The sequence below is a fragment of the Rhizobium ecuadorense genome (assembly GCF_001187535.1).
GTDB lineage: Bacteria > Pseudomonadota > Alphaproteobacteria > Rhizobiales > Rhizobiaceae > Rhizobium > Rhizobium ecuadorense.
This window is the reverse complement of the sequence record NZ_LFIO01001304.1, coordinates 260889-277182: the sequence shown is the minus strand read 5'-3', so window position 1 is coordinate 277182 and position 16294 is coordinate 260889. Positions and strand designations below refer to the sequence as shown.

General features: G+C 62.0%; 19 protein-coding genes. 9 read left to right on the top strand and 10 right to left on the bottom strand.

Annotated features, from left to right (window positions below; translation table 11 throughout):
* The first annotated feature begins 5 nt into the window (after positions 1–5).
* Together AF337_RS28580 and AF337_RS28575 are read left to right on the top strand one after the other, a co-directional pair.
* The gene (locus tag AF337_RS28580) at positions 6–695 is read left to right on the top strand and encodes an HAD family hydrolase (RefSeq protein WP_049734808.1); all 690 of its coding nucleotides are present in this window, start codon (positions 6–8) and stop codon (positions 693–695) included.
* Positions 695–2278, top strand: coding sequence for an FGGY-family carbohydrate kinase (locus AF337_RS28575; RefSeq protein ID WP_049734807.1), 1584 nt, complete (start codon positions 695–697; stop codon positions 2276–2278). The genes AF337_RS28580 and AF337_RS28575 overlap by 1 nt, the downstream gene beginning before the upstream one ends.
* Before the next feature lie 4 nt (positions 2279–2282).
* On the opposite strand, the gene AF337_RS28570 is transcribed toward AF337_RS28575, so the two are convergent.
* Complete coding sequence (locus AF337_RS28570) at positions 2283–3137, bottom strand: MurR/RpiR family transcriptional regulator (protein WP_049734806.1); 855 nt, start codon at positions 3135–3137, stop codon at positions 2283–2285.
* A 233-nt stretch (positions 3138–3370) separates the two neighbouring features.
* On the opposite strand from AF337_RS28570, the gene AF337_RS28565 reads away from it, so the two are divergent.
* Positions 3371–4084 carry a sulfate transporter family protein gene (locus AF337_RS28565; protein WP_049734805.1) on the top strand — a complete coding sequence of 238 codons (714 nt, stop codon included), beginning with the start codon at positions 3371–3373 and terminating at the stop codon, positions 4082–4084.
* Between the two features lie 3 nt (positions 4085–4087).
* Here AF337_RS28565 and AF337_RS28560 read toward each other — a convergent pair whose 3' ends face one another.
* Entirely contained in the window at positions 4088–4513 is a 426-nt protein-coding gene (locus AF337_RS28560) for a VOC family protein (protein WP_049734804.1), read from the bottom strand.
* Between the two features lie 82 nt (positions 4514–4595).
* Between AF337_RS28560 and AF337_RS28555 the strand changes: the two genes are divergently transcribed.
* Positions 4596–5174, top strand: a complete 579-nt coding sequence (locus tag AF337_RS28555) for a TetR/AcrR family transcriptional regulator (protein ID WP_049734803.1) — start codon at positions 4596–4598, stop codon at positions 5172–5174.
* Here the strand turns inward: AF337_RS28555 and nth are convergent.
* Positions 5139–5948: an endonuclease III gene (gene nth / locus AF337_RS28550; protein WP_193393666.1), complete on the bottom strand. Its 810-nt coding sequence runs from the start codon at positions 5946–5948 to the stop codon at positions 5139–5141. The two genes, AF337_RS28555 and nth, sit on opposite strands and share 36 nt — an antisense overlap.
* On the opposite strand from nth, the gene AF337_RS28545 reads away from it, so the two are divergent.
* On the top strand, positions 5947–6444 hold the full coding sequence (locus tag AF337_RS28545) for a DUF2244 domain-containing protein (protein ID WP_049734801.1): 498 nt from the start codon (positions 5947–5949) through the stop codon (positions 6442–6444). The two genes, nth and AF337_RS28545, sit on opposite strands and share 2 nt — an antisense overlap.
* 79 nt (positions 6445–6523) lie before the next feature.
* Complete coding sequence (locus tag AF337_RS28540; protein ID WP_049734800.1) at positions 6524–7396, top strand: methylated-DNA--[protein]-cysteine S-methyltransferase; 873 nt, start codon at positions 6524–6526, stop codon at positions 7394–7396.
* Between the two features lie 13 nt (positions 7397–7409).
* Here AF337_RS28540 and AF337_RS28535 read toward each other — a convergent pair whose 3' ends face one another.
* Complete coding sequence (locus AF337_RS28535) at positions 7410–7778, bottom strand: hypothetical protein (RefSeq protein ID WP_244471330.1); 369 nt, start codon at positions 7776–7778, stop codon at positions 7410–7412.
* A gap of 144 nt (positions 7779–7922) precedes the next feature.
* Positions 7923–8900, bottom strand: coding sequence for a sugar-binding transcriptional regulator (locus tag AF337_RS28530; protein ID WP_049734799.1), 978 nt, complete (start codon positions 8898–8900; stop codon positions 7923–7925).
* A gap of 422 nt (positions 8901–9322) precedes the next feature.
* Here AF337_RS28530 and tal point away from each other — a divergent pair, with 422 nt between their 5' ends.
* The 3 genes from tal to AF337_RS28515 all read left to right on the top strand — a co-directional run bounded on the left by tal (position 9323) and on the right by AF337_RS28515 (position 11588).
* Entirely contained in the window at positions 9323–10288 is a 966-nt protein-coding gene (gene tal / locus AF337_RS28525) for a transaldolase (RefSeq protein WP_049734798.1), read from the top strand.
* Positions 10289–10380: 92 nt separating this feature from the next.
* Entirely contained in the window at positions 10381–11049 is a 669-nt protein-coding gene (locus AF337_RS28520) for a DUF1345 domain-containing protein (protein ID WP_049734797.1), read from the top strand.
* Between the two features lie 89 nt (positions 11050–11138).
* Positions 11139–11588 (top strand): DoxX family protein, encoded by a 450-nt coding sequence (locus AF337_RS28515; RefSeq protein ID WP_049734796.1) that lies wholly within the window; start codon positions 11139–11141, stop codon positions 11586–11588.
* Positions 11589–11670: 82 nt separating this feature from the next.
* Here the strand turns inward: AF337_RS28515 and AF337_RS40955 are convergent, their stop codons facing one another.
* From AF337_RS40955 to AF337_RS28495, 5 genes are all read right to left on the bottom strand, one after another.
* Complete coding sequence (locus AF337_RS40955; protein ID WP_082336879.1) at positions 11671–11844, bottom strand: DUF1328 domain-containing protein; 174 nt, start codon at positions 11842–11844, stop codon at positions 11671–11673.
* Between the two features lie 149 nt (positions 11845–11993).
* Positions 11994–13421: a gamma-aminobutyraldehyde dehydrogenase gene (locus AF337_RS28510; protein ID WP_049734795.1), complete on the bottom strand. Its 1428-nt coding sequence runs from the start codon at positions 13419–13421 to the stop codon at positions 11994–11996.
* Between the two features lie 13 nt (positions 13422–13434).
* Positions 13435–14247, bottom strand: coding sequence for an ABC transporter permease (locus AF337_RS28505; RefSeq protein WP_049734794.1), 813 nt, complete (start codon positions 14245–14247; stop codon positions 13435–13437).
* Entirely contained in the window at positions 14237–15199 is a 963-nt protein-coding gene (locus AF337_RS28500) for an ABC transporter permease (RefSeq protein ID WP_049734793.1), read from the bottom strand. Before AF337_RS28500 ends, AF337_RS28505 begins: the two co-directional genes overlap by 11 nt.
* On the bottom strand, positions 15196–16182 hold the full coding sequence (locus AF337_RS28495) for an ABC transporter ATP-binding protein (protein ID WP_049734792.1): 987 nt from the start codon (positions 16180–16182) through the stop codon (positions 15196–15198). Before AF337_RS28495 ends, AF337_RS28500 begins: the two co-directional genes overlap by 4 nt.
* Between the last annotated feature and the right edge of the window lie 112 nt (positions 16183–16294).

The window sequence follows — 16294 nt, the reverse complement described above, 5'->3', positions numbered from 1 at the left end:
TTTCCATGGCTGATGCTGAACCACGGCTGATCATCTTCGATTGCGACGGCGTGCTCGTCGACAGCGAGCCGATTTCGATCAGCGTGCTGGTCGCGGCGATGAACGATCTCGGCGTCTCGATCACCGAGGACCAGGCCTATGAGCGCTTTCTCGGCCGCAGCCTGGCGACGCTCGTCGACAGGCTGGAAACCGAATTCAACGTCCATGCCGGCGAGGCATTCCTCGAACGCATCCGCACCGATCTCTACGCCCGTTTCCGCACCGAGCTGAAGCCGATCGACGGGATCGCCGCGACGATCGACGGGCTCGGCGTTCGCTGCTGCGTCGCCTCCTCAAGCCAGATGGAGCGAATCCGGCTGTCGCTGTCCGTCACCGGACTTCTCGACCGGCTGCCCGACATCTTCAGTGCGACGATGGTCAAGCGCGGCAAACCGGCGCCCGATCTTTTCCTGCATGCGGCGCGCGAAATGCAGGTGGAGCCTGCTCATTGCATTGTCGTCGAGGACAGCCCGGCCGGCATTGCCGCTGCCAAGGCGGCAGGTATGACGGTGTTCGCCTTCACCGGCGGATCGCATGCCAACTTCGCCGGTTATCGCGCCGAACTCGACCGGCTTTCGCCGGAAGTGGTGTTTGACGCCATGCCTGAATTGATACACCTTGTCCGCAACCATAGACTGGACGGGATCAAGATTTGATGCGGGATCATGTGGTTGCGGTGGATGTCGGCACCGGCAGTGCGCGCGCCGGCGTCTTCGATGCCCGCGGCCACCTGCTCGCAAAGGCCGAACATCCGATCGTGATGAACCGGCCGCGCGAAAACCATGCCGAACACGATTCCGAGGACATCTGGTCCGCCGCCTGCACGGCGGTGCGTCGTGCCATGGAGCAATCCGGCATCGCTGCGGCGTCGGTCGGCGCGATCGGCTTCGACGCCACCTGCTCGCTTGTCGTGCGCGACGTCGAGGGCCGGCAGCTCAGCGTTTCCACCGGCGGCGAGAGGCGTTTCGACACGATCGTCTGGCTCGATCACCGGGCGCTGAAGGAAGCCGATTTCTGCACGGCGACGGAGCACGCCGTGCTCGAACATTCCGGGCACGTCATGTCGCCCGAGATGGAGATGCCGAAGCTGATGTGGCTGAAGAAGAAGCTGCCCTCCACATGGGAAAAGGCCGGCTACTTCTTCGATCTCGCCGATTTCATGACATGGAAATCGACCGGGTCGGCTGCCCGATCGCGCTGCACGCTGACGGCGAAATGGAATTATCTCGCCCATCTCGAAAGGGGCTGGCAGCAGGACTTCCTGGAGCGGATCGGTCTCGAGGATCTTCAGGCGCGTGGCCAGCTGCCGGATGAGACGGTGCCGGTCGGCGGCAGCGTCGGCCGGCTGACGGCTGGTGCGGCAGAGGCGCTGGGGCTGACCACGGACTGCCATGTCTCGGCCGGGATGATCGACGCCTATGCCGGCGCGCTCGGCGCACTCGGCGGTTATGCCGCCGATCCGGTGAAACGCGAGCACCAGCTGGCGCTGATCGCCGGCACGTCGAGCTGTATCGTCACCTTCTCCAGACAACGCAAGCCGAGCCATGGCATGTGGGGTCCCTATTACGAAGCGGTCTTCCCGCAATCTTGGCTGGTGGAGGCTGGGCAATCGGCGACCGGTGCACTGCTCGACCACATCGTCCGCATGCATGCTGCCGGCGGCGAGCCGACGACGGCGCTGCATCAGAGGATCGTCGCACGCATTGCCGAATTGCGGGCCGAGGAGGGCGATGCCTTCGGGGCACGCATTTTCGTGCTGCCGGATTTTCATGGCAATCGTTCGCCGCTCGCCGATCCGCACGCCGTCGGCGTCGTCAGCGGGCTGAGCCTCGATACGTCCTTCGATGGTCTCTGCACGCTTTACTGGCGCACCGCCGTGGCGATTGCGCTCGGCATCCGCCATATCCTTGAGATGATGAAAGAATACGGCTACGTGCCCGATACGCTGCATATTGCCGGCGGGCATGTGAAGAACCCGGTGCTGATGGAACTCTACAGCGATGCCACCGGCTGCAAAGTCGTGGTGCCGAAGATGTACGAGGCGGTGCTGCTCGGCACGGCGATCGCCGCCTCCGTCGCCTGCGGCTTGCACGGAGATCTGGCAGCGGCCGGTGAGGCGATGTATCCGGGCGGCGACGAACGGCTTCCCGACAAGACGAAGCAGGCGCTCTACGACCGCGACTACCGTCGTCTTCTCGCCATGTACCGGCACAGGGCCGAACTGGAAACAATGCAGTAGCAGTTCAGTGGTTTGCCGCCTCGCCGAGCACGGTCGCGAATTCCATCATGCGGCGGCGACGCAGACCGGCCTCTTCTCCGACTTCCAGGATGACCGATTCCGACAGGCAATCGAGCAGCGCGATCAGCGGCGGAAGATTGTCGAGATCCGGCGCGCGGGCGGGCGGCAAGGGCAGCATGACATTCGACTGGTCCGCCATCCAGTCCGCCTGCTGCGGTGAAATGAGCACGACCTTATAGCCGTAACGCCGCGCAGTTCGGGCGAGCAGCCGGGCCTTGGCGAAACGGCGACAATCGATGATGACGAGCAGCGCGTCGTCGACCGCCAGCCGGGCGAAGAGTTCGGCAAAACGGTTGTCGGCGCCATCGAGCGTGCGTACGCCGTCACGGGCCTGCGTCAGCCGCTGACAGAAATGATGGGCAAGGCTCGCGAGCCGGGCATGCGTGGCGATCGACACTTCGCGGGCGGTGCTGATCAGGCTGACGGCTTCGGACCAGTGCGGCTGCGCGGTCAGATGATAGATATGGTGGAGCGCCTGGATCTGTTCGGCAACCAGCACGGCGAGCGGTTTTCCCTCGGCGGCGTCCTGATGCAGCTCGCTCATGGCGCTTTGCAATTGCGCCGGCGATGTCGTCACGGTCTCGCGAATCTCCACTTTGACACTGTCCAATCCCTGATAGCCGAGCGCGCGCAGGAAGCGCCCGACTGTCATCGGCGAGAGATCCAGCCTGTCGGCGACTGAGGCAGCCGTCTCGAACGGCAGGTCGTTCAGGTGTTCGGTGAAATATTTCGCGATACGGCGTTCGGCCGGTGTGCCGGTTTTTGCGTATTGCCTGAGTTTTTGGACAAAGTCTTCCACATCAGCCTCCCCCGTTTTACCTTAGAGGCGTTCCGCGGATGCGCTGTTGCGACCCCTTGTCTTTGCAACTATTTCGGAAGCTGCTTCTCAGGCCCATGCATATTGATACGCGACAATACTATATTAGCATTTAATTTTCGACAAGTTTTCTATTACCGCCTGCAATTTTATTCTCTCTTGTCGGTGGCATCAATCTTTCCTACATCTTCCGCGCAACCGGAGACGCCTGAGACATGATCCTTGACGCCGCTCGACTATCGCTGGCCAATTTGTTCGCGCCGGAAACCCGCTCGGTCTTCTGGAAAGTGCTCGGCCTGACGATTCTCGTGCTGGCCGGCCTCTGGTTCGCGCTGCGCGGGGCCTTCATGGCTTTCCTCTTTCCCTGGCTCACCAGCTTCTTTCCCGATGTGCCGGATTGGGCGGGATGGCTTGCCCTGGTTTTCGCAATCCTTGCCGGTATCGGCCTTGCGCTGATGCTGGCGTTGCTGCTTTCGCCGGTCACGGCGCTGATCGCCGGCCTGTTCCTCGACGATGTCGCCGACGTCATTGAAAAACGCGACTACCCCAAGGACGCGGCGGGCACGGCCATGCCGCTCGGCCCGGCGATGGCAAGCTCGATCAAGTTCCTCGGCGTGGTGATCCTCGGCAATATCGTCGCGCTGCTGCTGCTGTTCATCCCCGGCGTCAATCTGGTCGCCTTCTTTCTGGTGAACGGCTATCTGCTCGGACGGGAGTTTTTCGAATTCGCCGCCATGCGCTTCCGTTCGCCTGGAGAGGCGCGGCTCTTCCGCGCCAAGCACGCCTCCACCGTCTTTCTTGGCGGGCTGGTGATCGCGCTGTTTCTGGCGATCCCCTTCGTCAATCTTCTGACGCCGCTCTTTGCCGCCGGCATGATGGTGCATCTGCACAAGATGGTTTCCGCACGCGACGCCGGTTTTCGGGTGTGAGGTTCAGCCGGGCAGGGCCGCGGCGTCATACATCGCCGCGAATTCGGCGCTCGGCGCAATCGGCGTGATGATATCGATCAGCACGCCGTTCGGATCGGCGGTGATGAAGTGCCGCTGGCCAAAATCCTCATCGCGGATCTCGCGGAGAATTGGCAGGCCGGCGCTCCGGCAGGTTTCGTAGATACGATCGACATCCTCGACCTCGAAATTGAGCAGCAGGCCGCGAACGCCGGCGCGAGCGACGGCAGGAATGGTCTCGTGGCTGCTGTCGAGGATGGCGAGCGCGACATGCTCCGTCTCGGTCGATTGCAGGTGGATGTACCAGCCGTTTTCGAACAGCGCCCGAAAGCCGAAGTGGCTGCTGTAGAAGGCGGCGGTGCCCGCAACATCGTCCGTCATGATCACCGGGTAGTAGCTGGTCGATTTCATGTCTCGCTCCTTTCCATTTTTACATACAGTCTGTATGTTTTTAGCTATTAACATACACGCAGTTTGTATGTAAATAGATGCCATGAGCCGGAGCAATCGCGAGAGAACGGAACAGACAAGGCAGGCGCTGATCGACGCCGGACGGCGCATCTTTGTCGAGAAAGGTTATGCCGAAACGGCGACACCGGAGATCGTGACTGCGGCAGGGGTGACGCGTGGGGCGCTTTACCATCATTTCGAAGACAAGAAGGCGCTCTTCCGCGCGGTGATCGCGTGCGAAATGCAGGAGGTGGCCAGGACAATCGAGGCGTCTTCAGCGCCGGAGTATGGGCCACGCGATGCGCTGATTGCCGGCGCTTCGGCCTATTTCACCGCAATGGCGCAGCCCGGGCGAACACGGCTGCTGCTGATGGAGGCGCCCGCCGTTCTCGGCTTGCCGGCGACTGCGGCGCTGGAGGCCGAGAATGCGGAGGCGAGTTTGCGTGGAGGACTTGCAGCGCTGATGCCCGCGGCAGGAAGCCTGCTCGACCCGCTGACATCGCTGCTGTCGGCCGCCTTCGACCGTGCGGCGATCGCGATCGAAGCGGGCGGGGAGAGGCGGGATTACGAGCAGGCGATTGCAGCCCTACTCGACGGCCTCGCCGATCACCTGCGGCGGTAGCTCGACGAGCGGGGCCGGCACATCCCAACTCTTTTCCGGCGACTTGCAGAGATCGGCGATGACGCAGCGCTCGCATTCGGGACGGCGTGCCTTGCAGGTGTAGCGGCCGTGCAGGATCAGCCAGTGATGGGCGTGATAGAGGTAATGTTGCGGGATCACCTTCATCAGCCGCGCTTCGACCTCGTCAGGTGTCTTGCCGGGGGCAAGCCGGATGCGATTGGCGATGCGGAAGATGTGGGTATCGACGGCCATCGTCGCCTGGCCGAAGGCCATTGAGAGTACGACATTGGCGGTCTTGCAGCCGACGCCCGGCAATTTCACCAGTTCGTCGCGCGTTTCCGGCACCTTGCCGGCGAAATCATCGACCAGCATCTGCGAGAGGGCGATGACGTTTTTCGCCTTGTTGCGATAGAGGCCGATCGTCCTGATGTAATCGCGCAGCCGCTCCTCGCCGAGATCGAGCATCTTTTCCGGCGTATCGGCAACCTTGAAGAGGGCGCGGGTCGCCTTGTTGACGCCGACATCGGTCGCCTGCGCCGACAGCGCGACTGCGACGACGAGCGTAAAGGGGTTGGTGTGCTCGAGCTCGCCCCTCGGTTCCGGCCGCTGCACCGAGAAGCGGCGGAAGATCTCCTCGCGCTCGGCCGGCGAATAGGCGGTCTTCACCGCCGCAGCCGCCGGCTTGCGGCGGGCGATCACACTCGAATTTTGCGACGGTCCGGTCACGGATTTAAGTTTCGGATTTGCCATGGAAACTCTATACTCAGCAGCCATGATGGAAAGCAACGCCGACAGCTCCAACGAGCAGCCTGTTTTCGCCGCCGAGCTCTTTCCCCACCGGTCGCTCGGCCGCCGGGGCTTCAAGGTGCTGCTGATCCTGTCCGGCTCCGTCTGCTTCTTCTACGGCATGTTCTTCATCGCCACCGGTGCCTGGCCGATCGGCTTCTTCTTCGGGCTGGATTTCCTGCTTCTCTACGGCGCCTTCTGGCTGAGTTACCGCTCCGGAAGGGCGCGTGAGGAGGTGACGGTGTCGCGCACCGACGTTTCGGTGCGCAAGTTCGCGCCATCGGGACGGATGGTGGAGCATCACTTCAATCCGTTCTGGGCGCGCTTTCTTATTCGCCGGCATCACGAGATCGGCATCCTTTCCATGCAGATCTTCGGAGAGGGCCGGCGCACCGATATCGGCTCCTTCCTCAATCCTGACGATCGTGAAAGCTTCGCCAAAGCCTTCAAGGGCGCGCTCGCCACGGTCAAGCAGCGTATCTGAGCTTATCTGGCGGGTGCGCAAGAAACGGGTGGTTTGCGAACACCCTATTGATTATCTCCTTGTGACAAGGAGAAAGACGATGAATATGATTGCGAACCTGCAAACAGACATCACGCCTGACGGCCCTGATTATGACATTGTCCGCCGGGTGATCGAACTCATCACCGAGGATTATCGCGACCAGCCTTCGCTGGAGGTGATCGCGGCACGGCTCAACCAGTCGCCGACCCAGTTGCAGAAGACCTTCACCCGCTGGGCCGGCCTGTCGCCCAAGGGTTTCCTGCAGGCGGTGACGCTCGATCACGCCAAGCGGCTGCTGCGCCAGGAAGACATGCCGCTGCTCGAGACCTCGATCGAGGTCGGCCTTTCCGGGCCGAGCCGGCTGCACGATCTCTTCGTCACCCATGAGGCGATGTCACCAGGCGAATGGAAGGCGAAGGGCGGTGGTCTCACGATCCGTTACGGCTTCCACATCTGCCCCTTCGGCATCGCGCTGATCATGGTGACCGACCGCGGCCTTGCCGGCCTTGCCTTCAGCGATTCCGGCGACGAGAAGGCCTGCCTCGAGGATATGACCTGCCGCTGGCCGAACGCCCAATATGTCGAAGACCTGCAGGCGACGGTTCCCTACGCCGCCCGCATCTTCGAGCCCGGCAAATGGTCTTCGGAACAGCCTTTGCGGGTCGTGCTGATCGGCACGGATTTCCAGGTGAGCGTCTGGCAAAGCCTGATGAAAATCCCGTTCGGCAAGGCCGTCACCTATTCCGATATCGCCAAGGATATCGGCCGGCCGACGGCGCAGCGCGCCGTGGGTGCGGCGGTCGGGGCCAACCCGATCTCCTTCGTGGTGCCATGCCACCGGGCGGTCGGCAAGAACGGCGCGCTGACCGGCTACCATTGGGGGCTCACCCGCAAGCGGGCGATGCTCGGCTGGGAATCGGCGCACGCCTGAGGGACCTGCGGCGTTAGTCGAAATCGAAATTGTTGATTCGGGCGATGATATCGTCGTCCAGATTCAATAAGGCCTCGGCGATATCAATATGCCCTTTGGCGACTGCCTGGGCGGCGCTTGCCGACAGGAATGTCGATCGGTTCCATGCTTCGTGACGATGTAAGCTGACGCATTCGGTCAGGGATGCAATCGCTTGCTGGTAGGCTTCGTGCAGATCAGGTGGTATTTCTGGTCCCTGCCCGCCCTTTCGAGACACTTCGATGCACGCCGGCAATTGATAAAATGAGAAGTCGATCGGGGTGGCCGTGGTAAGCGCGATCCTGACGATATGAGGAACAGCGGCATATGAAGCCGTATAGATATCGCCCTGAGGCTTGACCATAGACTAACCCAGGGTTCCGCATCACGCGCCGCCCTTGGCCCTGCAGATCGTTCCAGGGCCTTAAGAAGCTCAGGCGTATTTGCTGCTGGACCATAGCAATGTCGTAACTCGCTCCAACGCCGGCTATCGAGTGAAAGCATAATTTCATTCCGCCAGTCGCAAGAGTTCTCGGGCCGCGCCCTCGTCGGTGATCAGCGTGTTGCAGCCGATGCGCTTGATCGTGGCGCGGATGGCGACGGCGCGGTGGGCGCCGCCGGAGGAGAGCACGATGTGCTTGGCCTCCTTCAGCGTGTCGAGATCGACGGACATGACGCGCTGATTGATCGAGTGGTCGACCGAATTGCCATCCTTGTCGAGGAAGTTGAACATGGTGTCGCAGACGCAGCCGGCATCGATCAGTTCCTGCAGCTCCGCCTTCGAGATCCAGCCCTCCGACAGCGAGGTCGAATGCGGGCCGATATCGCCGCAGCTGACGATCGCCAGATCGAGGCTCTCGGCCAGACGGTAGATCGTGTCCAGCCCGCATTTCTCGATCAGATTGCGCTTGGTCTCGATGGAATCGACGAGAAGCGGCGCCAGGAACATATAACATTCGGCGCCGAGCTGATTGGCCAGCCGCCAGGTGTAATCGATCGGGTTCGTCTGATGCACGGCGACGATGCCGCCGAGCAGCGAGACGACCTTGCAATTGGCGCGGCGCGGCGGCCGGAAGCTCGACAGCGAGGCGGTCATGGTCCGGCCCCAGCCGACTCCGATCGTATAGTCGTCGGGGATGGCTTCGGACAGGAACTGGCCGAGCGCCAAGCCGACATTCTTTGCCAGCGCATTGACGTCGCCATTGACCGGCGCGGGGACGACGATCGCTTCGTCGAGGCCATAGGCGCGCTCCAGCCTCACCGAAAGCTCGACGCAGTCGCCGATCGAATCGTTGATCCAGATCTGCACTTCGCTGCGCTTCATCGCTTCGTCGAGCAGGCGGATGACGGTGGTGCGGCTGATGCCGAGCTGTTCGGCGACGTCCTTCTGGGTCAAGCCCTCATTGTAATAGAGCCATGCTGCCCTCAGCCGCAGCGAGGATGCTTCGGAATAGGCGGTATGCGTGCCGCGTTTGAGTTTGACCACATCTCCTCCAGCCGAAGTTCCGCCCTAAATCCCGCTGGGGATGAACGGCTGTCACGGCGCGTTTGTTGGGGGATAATGACGGGTGTGACACTTATGTCAATTGAAATGCACAAATGTCCTTGACTTTCCCTCAGGCGAACGGCGATAGTCCTGGCGACACGAAATCGTTCTGTCCGTCCGAGGAGGACATAGTGCGGGCATGCCGAAAGTCACGACCGGCCTTCCAGCCGCAGGCGGCATCGCCGGTGTTCGGCGTGCGGTTTGCCCGCGGGAACACGGCCACTGTCCTTCACGTTTATGAATCATCCGTGACGGGTGCGCGCCTTTTCGCCTGCAGCATGCAGATAGCCTGTCGGTAGATCACCTTTTGCCGGGCGGAACTCGCGCCGGTCGCAGCCCAAGTTCAACAAGGATTATTGACCATGACATCCAAGCTTGACCAACTCCGCGAGATTACCACCGTCGTCGCCGACACCGGCGACATCGAGGCCGTCGCCCGCCTGAAGCCTGTGGATTGCACGACGAACCCGAGCATCGTGCTGAAGGCGCTCGGCACGCCGATGTTCGCCGACGCTATCAAGGAAGCCGTCGCCTGGGGCAAGAAGCAGGGCGGCAATTCCGAAGCCGTGTCTTCGGCCGTCGCCGACCGCCTCGCCATCTCCGTCGGCGCCGCGCTGGTGAAGCTCGTTCCGGGCCGCGTCTCGACCGAGGTCGACGCCGATCTGTCCTTCGATACCGAGGCTTCGCTTGCCAAGGCGCGGGCGATCATCGCCGCCTACAAGGATCGCGGCATCGATCAGGACCGCATCCTCATCAAGCTCGCTTCTACCTGGGAAGGCATCCGCGCCGCCGAAGTGCTGCAGAAGGAAGGCATCGACTGCAACCTGACGCTTCTCTTCAGCAAGGCGCAGGCGATCGCCTGCGCCGACGCCAAGGTGTTTCTGATTTCGCCCTTCGTCGGCCGTATCCTCGACTGGTACAAGAAATCGACAGGCAAGGACTACACAGCCGAGGAAGATCCGGGCGTTATCTCCGTCCGTGAAATCTACAACTACTACAAGGCGAACGATATCAAGACGATCGTCATGGGCGCCTCCTTCCGCAGCGCCGGCGAAATCGAAGCCCTTGCCGGCTGCGACCGCCTGACCATCAGCCCGAACCTGCTCGACGAGCTCGCCAAGGATGAAGGCAAGCTGGAGCGCAAGCTCTCGCCGGAAAGCCGCAAGCCGGATCCGAAGGTTTCTGTCGACGAGAAGACCTTCCGCTGGATGATGAACGAAGACGCGATGGCGACGGAAAAACTCGCCGAAGGCATTCGCGCTTTCGCCAAGGATCTGGGAACGTTGCGTACCATGGTGCAGAAGGAACTGCAGCTCGCCGCCGCCTGATAGAGCACGGCATGCAATCGGAGGCGCGGCTGCCGCTGGCAGGCGCGCCTTTTTCGTGCTGTTATCAACGACATATGCTGTCGGAGACTGGTATGGCGGATGAGGAACGGGCAAATTCGCTTGCGGCATTTGCCTATAAGCATGCGAGCTTCGTCATATCAGTCCTTGCCGGGCTGGTGGTCTTCTTGGCTGTGACCTCGCGCGACGTCAGCGCCGGCAACATACTGTTCGGCTGGAATGTCAGCGCCGGCGTTTTTGTCGCGCTCAGCTGGCGCAAGATGCTGCGGGCGACGGTTGAAAGCATCCGGAAACGCTCCGCGGATCTCGATTTCTCCGACACCGTCCTTTTGGCTCTTTCGATCGGTACAGCACTTGCCAGCATCGCCGGCATCGGCCTCGAGCTTCATTCGATCAAGGAAGCAACACCTGACGTCGCGCTGGCGCGCGCAGGGGCCGCTGTGCTGACGATCCTGATTTCCTGGGTCTTTCTGCACACGCTCTTCACCATCCACTACGCCCATTATTTTTATGGCGGTGCGGACGAGGAGGGTGGCCTCAAGTTTCCTGACGGAATCGAAGAGCCCGGCTACTGGGATTTCCTCTATTTCTCCTTCACCATCGGCGTTGCCGCGCAGACGGCGGATGTCGCGGTCAGCTCGACCAGCATGCGCAAGCTGACGCTGTTGCATGCCGTGCTGTCGTTCCTGTTCAATACGACGATCCTGGCGCTGGCGATCAATGTCGGGGCGAGCCTGCTATAATGCGCCCTATCGCCGCAGCCGTGAGGATCCGAGCCAGAGAGCCATCACATGCGAAGGCGGCAAGGTCGAATAGCTGAGAGCAGGAGGGTATGATGGAAAGCGCCTCAAGCCGGCCCGGGCCGGCCGATGTCATTCTTCTCCTGGGCAGGCTTCTGCTGTCGCTGATCTTCCTGCATGAGGGTTGGTCGCTTGCGATGAATATCACCGCGACCATCGACACTTTCGCAGAACTGGGGCTTTCGGCGCCGGTTGCCTTTGCCACCATTGCCCTTCAGATTGGCGCCGGCCTTTCCATTGCGGCAGGCTTTCTCTGTCGGCTTGGTGCCGTGGCGCTGGCCTTCTTCTGTCTGGCGACCGCCTTGCTCTTTCACACAAATCTTGCGAGCCAGAACGAGCTGCTGCATTTCGAGAAGGACCTGGCGATTGCCGGCGGCATGTTCGTGCTGGCGGCGTCCGGCGCCGGATCGATGTCGATCGACAAGCTGCTGCGAGAGCGAACAAACAGATTGCATCCCTGGCTTCGGGCGGTGCTCTCCTGAAAAAGCGAGGATGTCCGGCCGATTGCGGAACCATCGCGGCTAGCGCTCCCCGCCGATCTCACCCTCTGGCAGAAGCAACTGCTCACAAGATCGCTTGTCCTGCCATCAGCGCAAGGACGAGGAAGATCAGGAAGATCACCAGCGCAATGCCGAAGAGAACGCGGGCGATGGTCGCAGTGGCTGCAGAGACGCCGGAAAAGCCGAAGAAGCCGGCGATGATTGCAATCACGAAAAATATCAGAGCCCATTTCAGCATGGCATCATCCTTTGCGTTTGCTGGAAGACGCGGCAGCCGCGAAATTGTTCCCGATCGCATGCGATGAGATCGCCACCGCCGCCGCCCAAGCGAATATGAAGGCGCTGAAACTTGGCCTGAACCGCTCCGGATTCGATCTTTCTCGCCGCTCAGCCGTGATTGATCATCACGTGGCGCACGGCGGTGTAATCTTCGAGCGCATAGACCGACATGTCCTTGCCGTAGCCCGATTGTTTGACACCGCCATGCGGCATTTCGTTGGCCAGCATGAAATGCGTGTTGATCCAGGTGCAGCCATATTGCAGCTGGGCGGCCGTCTTCATGCCGCGGCCGATATCCTTGGTCCAGACCGAAGAGGCCAGGCCGTAATCGCTGTCATTTGCCCAGGCAATGGCATCGTCAGCTTGGGAAAAGCGGGTGACCGAGACGACCGGGCCGAAGACCTCGCGGCGGACGATCTCGTCGTCCTGCAGGGCGCCAGCAATCACGGTCGGCGTGAAGAAGAAGCCCTTTTCGCCGGCGACCTTGCCGCCGGTGGTGATTTCCATGTGCTTGTGTTCGGAAGCGCGGGCGACGAAGCTTTCGACGCGGTCGCGCTGGCGCCTGGAGATCAGCGGGCCGATCTCGTTTTCTGTGTCGTCGGCCTGGTTGAAGCGGATGCTTGCCACGGCCGAGGAGAGATCGGCGACGAAATTGTCGTAGACCCTGGCGTCTGCATAGATGCGGCAGGCGGCGGTGCAGTCCTGGCCGGCATTGTAATAGCCGAAAGTGCGGATGCCCGACACGACGGCATCGATATCGGCGTCGTCGAAGACGATGACCGGGGCCTTGCCGCCGAGTTCCAGGTGGGTGCGCTTGACCGTCTTGGCGGCGGCCTGCAGCACCTTCTTGCCGGTGGCGATATCGCCGGTGATCGAGACCATACCGATCTTGGCATGGTTGATCAACGCGTTGCCGACGCTTTCGCCGCGGCCGAGAATGACGTTGACGACGCCTTCGGGCAGGATTTCGGAGAGCAGCCTCGCCATCTTCAACGACGTCAGCGGCGTCTGCTCCGAGGGCTTGAAGACGACGGTATTGCCGCCGGCGATCGCCGGCGCCAGCTTCCAGGCCATCATCATCAGCGGATAGTTCCACGGCGCAATCGAGCCGACGATGCCGATCGGATCGCGGCGGATCATCGAGGTGTGGCCGGGCAGATATTCGCCGGCGGCCGGTGCGTGCAGGTTGCGCACGGCGCCAGCGAAGAAGCGATAACAATCGACAATCGCCGGGATTTCGTCGTTCAGCACTGCATTGATCGGCTTGCCGCAATTCAAAGCCTCGAGCGTGGCGAAGCCGGCGGCATCCTTCTCGATGGCGTCAGCGATCTTCAGCAGGTAACCGGAGCGCTCGCCCGGCGTCGTCTGCGACCAGTTCTTGAAAGCTTTTTCGGCGGCATCCACGGCGGCGTCGACCTGGGACAGCGAGGCTTCGGGAAGGTCTATCACCGTCTCGCCGGTCTTCGGGTTCAGGATGTGCTCTTCCGTCTCCGTGCCCTTTTCGAAGCGCGAACCGATCAGCATCTGGGTATCCATGATGTTCTCCCTGTTATTTGCCGGCGCCGGCAATCTGGTCGCCGTCGCGGGTGAGGTAGTAGGCTGCCAGGATCGGCAGGAAAGTGACGAGCACCACCACCATGGCGACCACATTGGTGACCGGGCGCTGGCGCGGGCGGATGAGTTCTTCGAGCATCCAGATCGGCAAGGTTGATTGCTGACCGCCGGTGAAGGTGGTGACGATGACCTCGTCAAAGGAAAGCGCGAAAGCCAGCATGCCGCCGGCGAGAAGGGCGGTGCCGATGTTCGGCAGGATGATATGGCGGAAGGTCTGGAAGCCATCGGCGCCGAGGTCCATCGACGCCTCGATCAGCGAGCCGGAGGTGCGGCGGAAGCGGGCGACCGCATTGTTGTAGACGACGACTACGCAGAAGGTGGCGTGGCCGAGCACGATGGTCCAGACTGAGAACGGGACGTCGAACAGACTGAAGGCGGAGCGCAGCGCAATGCCGGTGATGATGCCGGGAAGCGCGATCGGCAGGATGACCAGCAGCGAGATCGCCTCGCGGCCGAAGAACTTCGTCTGGCTGACGGCCGCCGCGCAGAGTGTGCCGAGGACGAGCGCGATCGCCGTGGCAATGACGGCGACCTGGACGGAAAGACCGAGCGCCGACCAGACATCCGGCCGGTTCCAGGCGACGGTGAACCATTGCAGCGTCAGGCCCGGCGGCGGCCATTGATAGCTCTTTTCCTCCGTCGTGAAGGCATAGACGAAGATCAGCAGGATCGGCAGGTGCAGGAAGAGCAACCCGCCGGCGGCGGCGATCTTCAAGGGCAGCGGCGATCTCTTGAGGTCAGAGCGCATCGAAGGCCCCCAGCTTTTTGGCGAGCGACAGATAAAGCGCCATGATGACGATCGGCACGACGGAGAAGGCGGCGGCGAGCGGCACGTTGCCGGCGGTTCCCTGCTGGGCATAGACGGCCTGGCCGATGAAGAGCCTCGACGAACCGATGATCTGCGGGATGATGTAATCGCCCAAGGTCAGCGAGAAGGTGAAGATCGAACCGGCGACGATGCCGGGCAGCGCCAAAGGCAACAGCACGCTGCGGAAGGTCTGGCGCGGCGTCGCGCCGAGATCGGCCGAGGCCTCGATCAAATTGCCGGGCACCCGCTCGAGGGCCGCCTGGGTCGGCAGGATCATATAGGGCAGCCAGATATAGACGAAGACGATGAAGGTGCCGAGATAGCTCACCGACAGCGAATTGCCGCCGACGACGGGCAGATTGAGGATGCCGTCGAGCAGCCAGGCGAGATGGAGCTTTGCGAAAATCCAGGTGAGAATGCCTTCCTTGGCGAGGATCAGCTTCCAGGCGTAGATCTTGACGAGATAGCTCGACCAGAGCGGCAGCATGACGCCGAGGTAGAAGAGCGCCTTCCATTTGCCCTGCGCATAACGCGCCGCGTAATAGGCGATCGGAAAGGCGATCAGCGCGGAAGCCACCGTGACCAGCGCGGCCATGACGACGGTGCGGATGATGATGTCGAAATTCGTCGGGCTCAGCAGCTGGGCGTAGGTCGCAAGGGTGAATTCGTAATTCACCAGGCCGGAAAAATCGTCGATCGAGAAGAAGCTCTGCAGCAAGAGGGCGATCAGCGAGCCGATATAGATGATGCCGAGCCAGAGCAGCGGCGGCGTCAGCATCAGAAAGAGCAAGAGCTTCGGGTGCCGCCAGAACGTATCCGACAGCCGGCCGAAGAACCCGCCGCGCCCCGGACGGATCGATGTCTTGCCGCTGGACAGGGTGAGCGTCGTCATGCCGCATCGTCCATGTAGTGGATATCAGCCGGCTGCCAGGCGAGGCGGATACCGGCACCGAGGTCAGGCACCGGCGCGCCCGCCGGCAGCATGACATGCAGCCGGCTGCCCCGGAGATCGACGCTGAGACGGGTGGCAGCACCGAGGAAGCTTGCATTTTCGATTGTTGCTTCGACGCCGTCGCCTGCCAGGCGGATCGCTTCGGGGCGCAGGCTCGCCCAGCGTTTCTCGCCGCCGAGCGCGGCCATCAGTTCAGGCGCGATCACATTCGAGGAGCCGACGAAATCGGCGACGAAACGGGTCTTCGGGCGGCGGTAAATATCCTGCGGCGTGCCCTCCTGGACGATGTTGCCATTGTTGAAGACGGCAACACGATCGGCCATCGACAACGCCTCGCCCTGATCGTGGGTGACGAAGACGAAGGTGATGCCGAGCGCGCGCTGCAGGCTCTTCAATTCCTCCTGCATCTGCTCGCGCAGCTTCAGGTCGAGGGCGCCGAGCGGCTCGTCGAGCAGCAATACCTTCGGCTTGTTGACGAGGGCGCGGGCGAGCGCCACGCGCTGCCGCTGGCCGCCGGACAACTGACCGGGACGGCGGGCGCCGTAACCCGGCAGCTTGACGAGTTCGAGCGCATCGCCCGCAGCCTTCATCCGCTCCGCCTTGCCGACGCCCTTGACCATCAGCCCGTAGGCGACATTGTCGAGGATGTTCAAATGCGGGAAGAGCGCGTAGTCCTGGAACACGGTGTTGACGTTGCGCCGATAAGGCGGAACGCCGTCTGCCGTCTCGCCGAAGATCTGGATATGGCCGGCGCTCGGCTGCTCGAAGCCGGCGATCAGCCTCAGGCACGTCGTCTTGCCGGAGCCGGACGGACCGAGCATGGCGAAGAATTCGCCAGGCGCGATCTCGAGGTCGACGCCGTCGACGGCGCGAACCTGGCCGAAATGGCGCGATACCTGCTGGAAACGGACGGCTGACGTCATTGGAGCTCCGGGTCTTTCATGTTCTGAGAGGGCTTCAGTGCGGTCTTAAAAAAGACCCCGCCCCAAACCCCTCTCCACAAGGGGGAGGGGCTTACCCTGCCGCACCCTCGCG

Excerpts from the sequence above, each read along its gene's own strand:
- AF337_RS28540 (WP_049734800.1), top strand. The coding sequence starts at position 6,524 with ATGAATATGATTGCGAACCTGCAAACAGACATCACGCCTGACGGCCCT.
- AF337_RS40955 (WP_082336879.1), bottom strand. The coding sequence starts at position 11,844 with ATGCTGAAATGGGCTCTGATATTTTTCGTGATTGCAATCATCGCCGGC.
- AF337_RS28535 (WP_244471330.1), bottom strand. The coding sequence starts at position 7,778 with ATGGTCAAGCCTCAGGGCGATATCTATACGGCTTCATATGCCGCTGTT.
- AF337_RS28520 (WP_049734797.1), top strand. The coding sequence starts at position 10,381 with ATGGCGGATGAGGAACGGGCAAATTCGCTTGCGGCATTTGCCTATAAG.
- AF337_RS28575 (WP_049734807.1), top strand. The coding sequence starts at position 695 with ATGCGGGATCATGTGGTTGCGGTGGATGTCGGCACCGGCAGTGCGCGC.
- AF337_RS28510 (WP_049734795.1), bottom strand. The coding sequence starts at position 13,421 with ATGGATACCCAGATGCTGATCGGTTCGCGCTTCGAAAAGGGCACGGAG.
- AF337_RS28560 (WP_049734804.1), bottom strand. The coding sequence starts at position 4,513 with ATGAAATCGACCAGCTACTACCCGGTGATCATGACGGACGATGTTGCG.
- AF337_RS28580 (WP_049734808.1), top strand. The coding sequence starts at position 6 with ATGGCTGATGCTGAACCACGGCTGATCATCTTCGATTGCGACGGCGTG.
- tal (WP_049734798.1), top strand. The coding sequence starts at position 9,323 with ATGACATCCAAGCTTGACCAACTCCGCGAGATTACCACCGTCGTCGCC.
- AF337_RS28555 (WP_049734803.1), top strand. The coding sequence starts at position 4,596 with ATGAGCCGGAGCAATCGCGAGAGAACGGAACAGACAAGGCAGGCGCTG.
- AF337_RS28545 (WP_049734801.1), top strand. The coding sequence starts at position 5,947 with ATGATGGAAAGCAACGCCGACAGCTCCAACGAGCAGCCTGTTTTCGCC.
- AF337_RS28515 (WP_049734796.1), top strand. The coding sequence starts at position 11,139 with ATGATGGAAAGCGCCTCAAGCCGGCCCGGGCCGGCCGATGTCATTCTT.
- AF337_RS28505 (WP_049734794.1), bottom strand. The coding sequence starts at position 14,247 with ATGCGCTCTGACCTCAAGAGATCGCCGCTGCCCTTGAAGATCGCCGCC.
- AF337_RS28565 (WP_049734805.1), top strand. The coding sequence starts at position 3,371 with ATGATCCTTGACGCCGCTCGACTATCGCTGGCCAATTTGTTCGCGCCG.
- nth (WP_193393666.1), bottom strand. The coding sequence starts at position 5,948 with ATGGCTGCTGAGTATAGAGTTTCCATGGCAAATCCGAAACTTAAATCC.
- AF337_RS28500 (WP_049734793.1), bottom strand. The coding sequence starts at position 15,199 with ATGACGACGCTCACCCTGTCCAGCGGCAAGACATCGATCCGTCCGGGG.
- AF337_RS28495 (WP_049734792.1), bottom strand. The coding sequence starts at position 16,182 with ATGACGTCAGCCGTCCGTTTCCAGCAGGTATCGCGCCATTTCGGCCAG.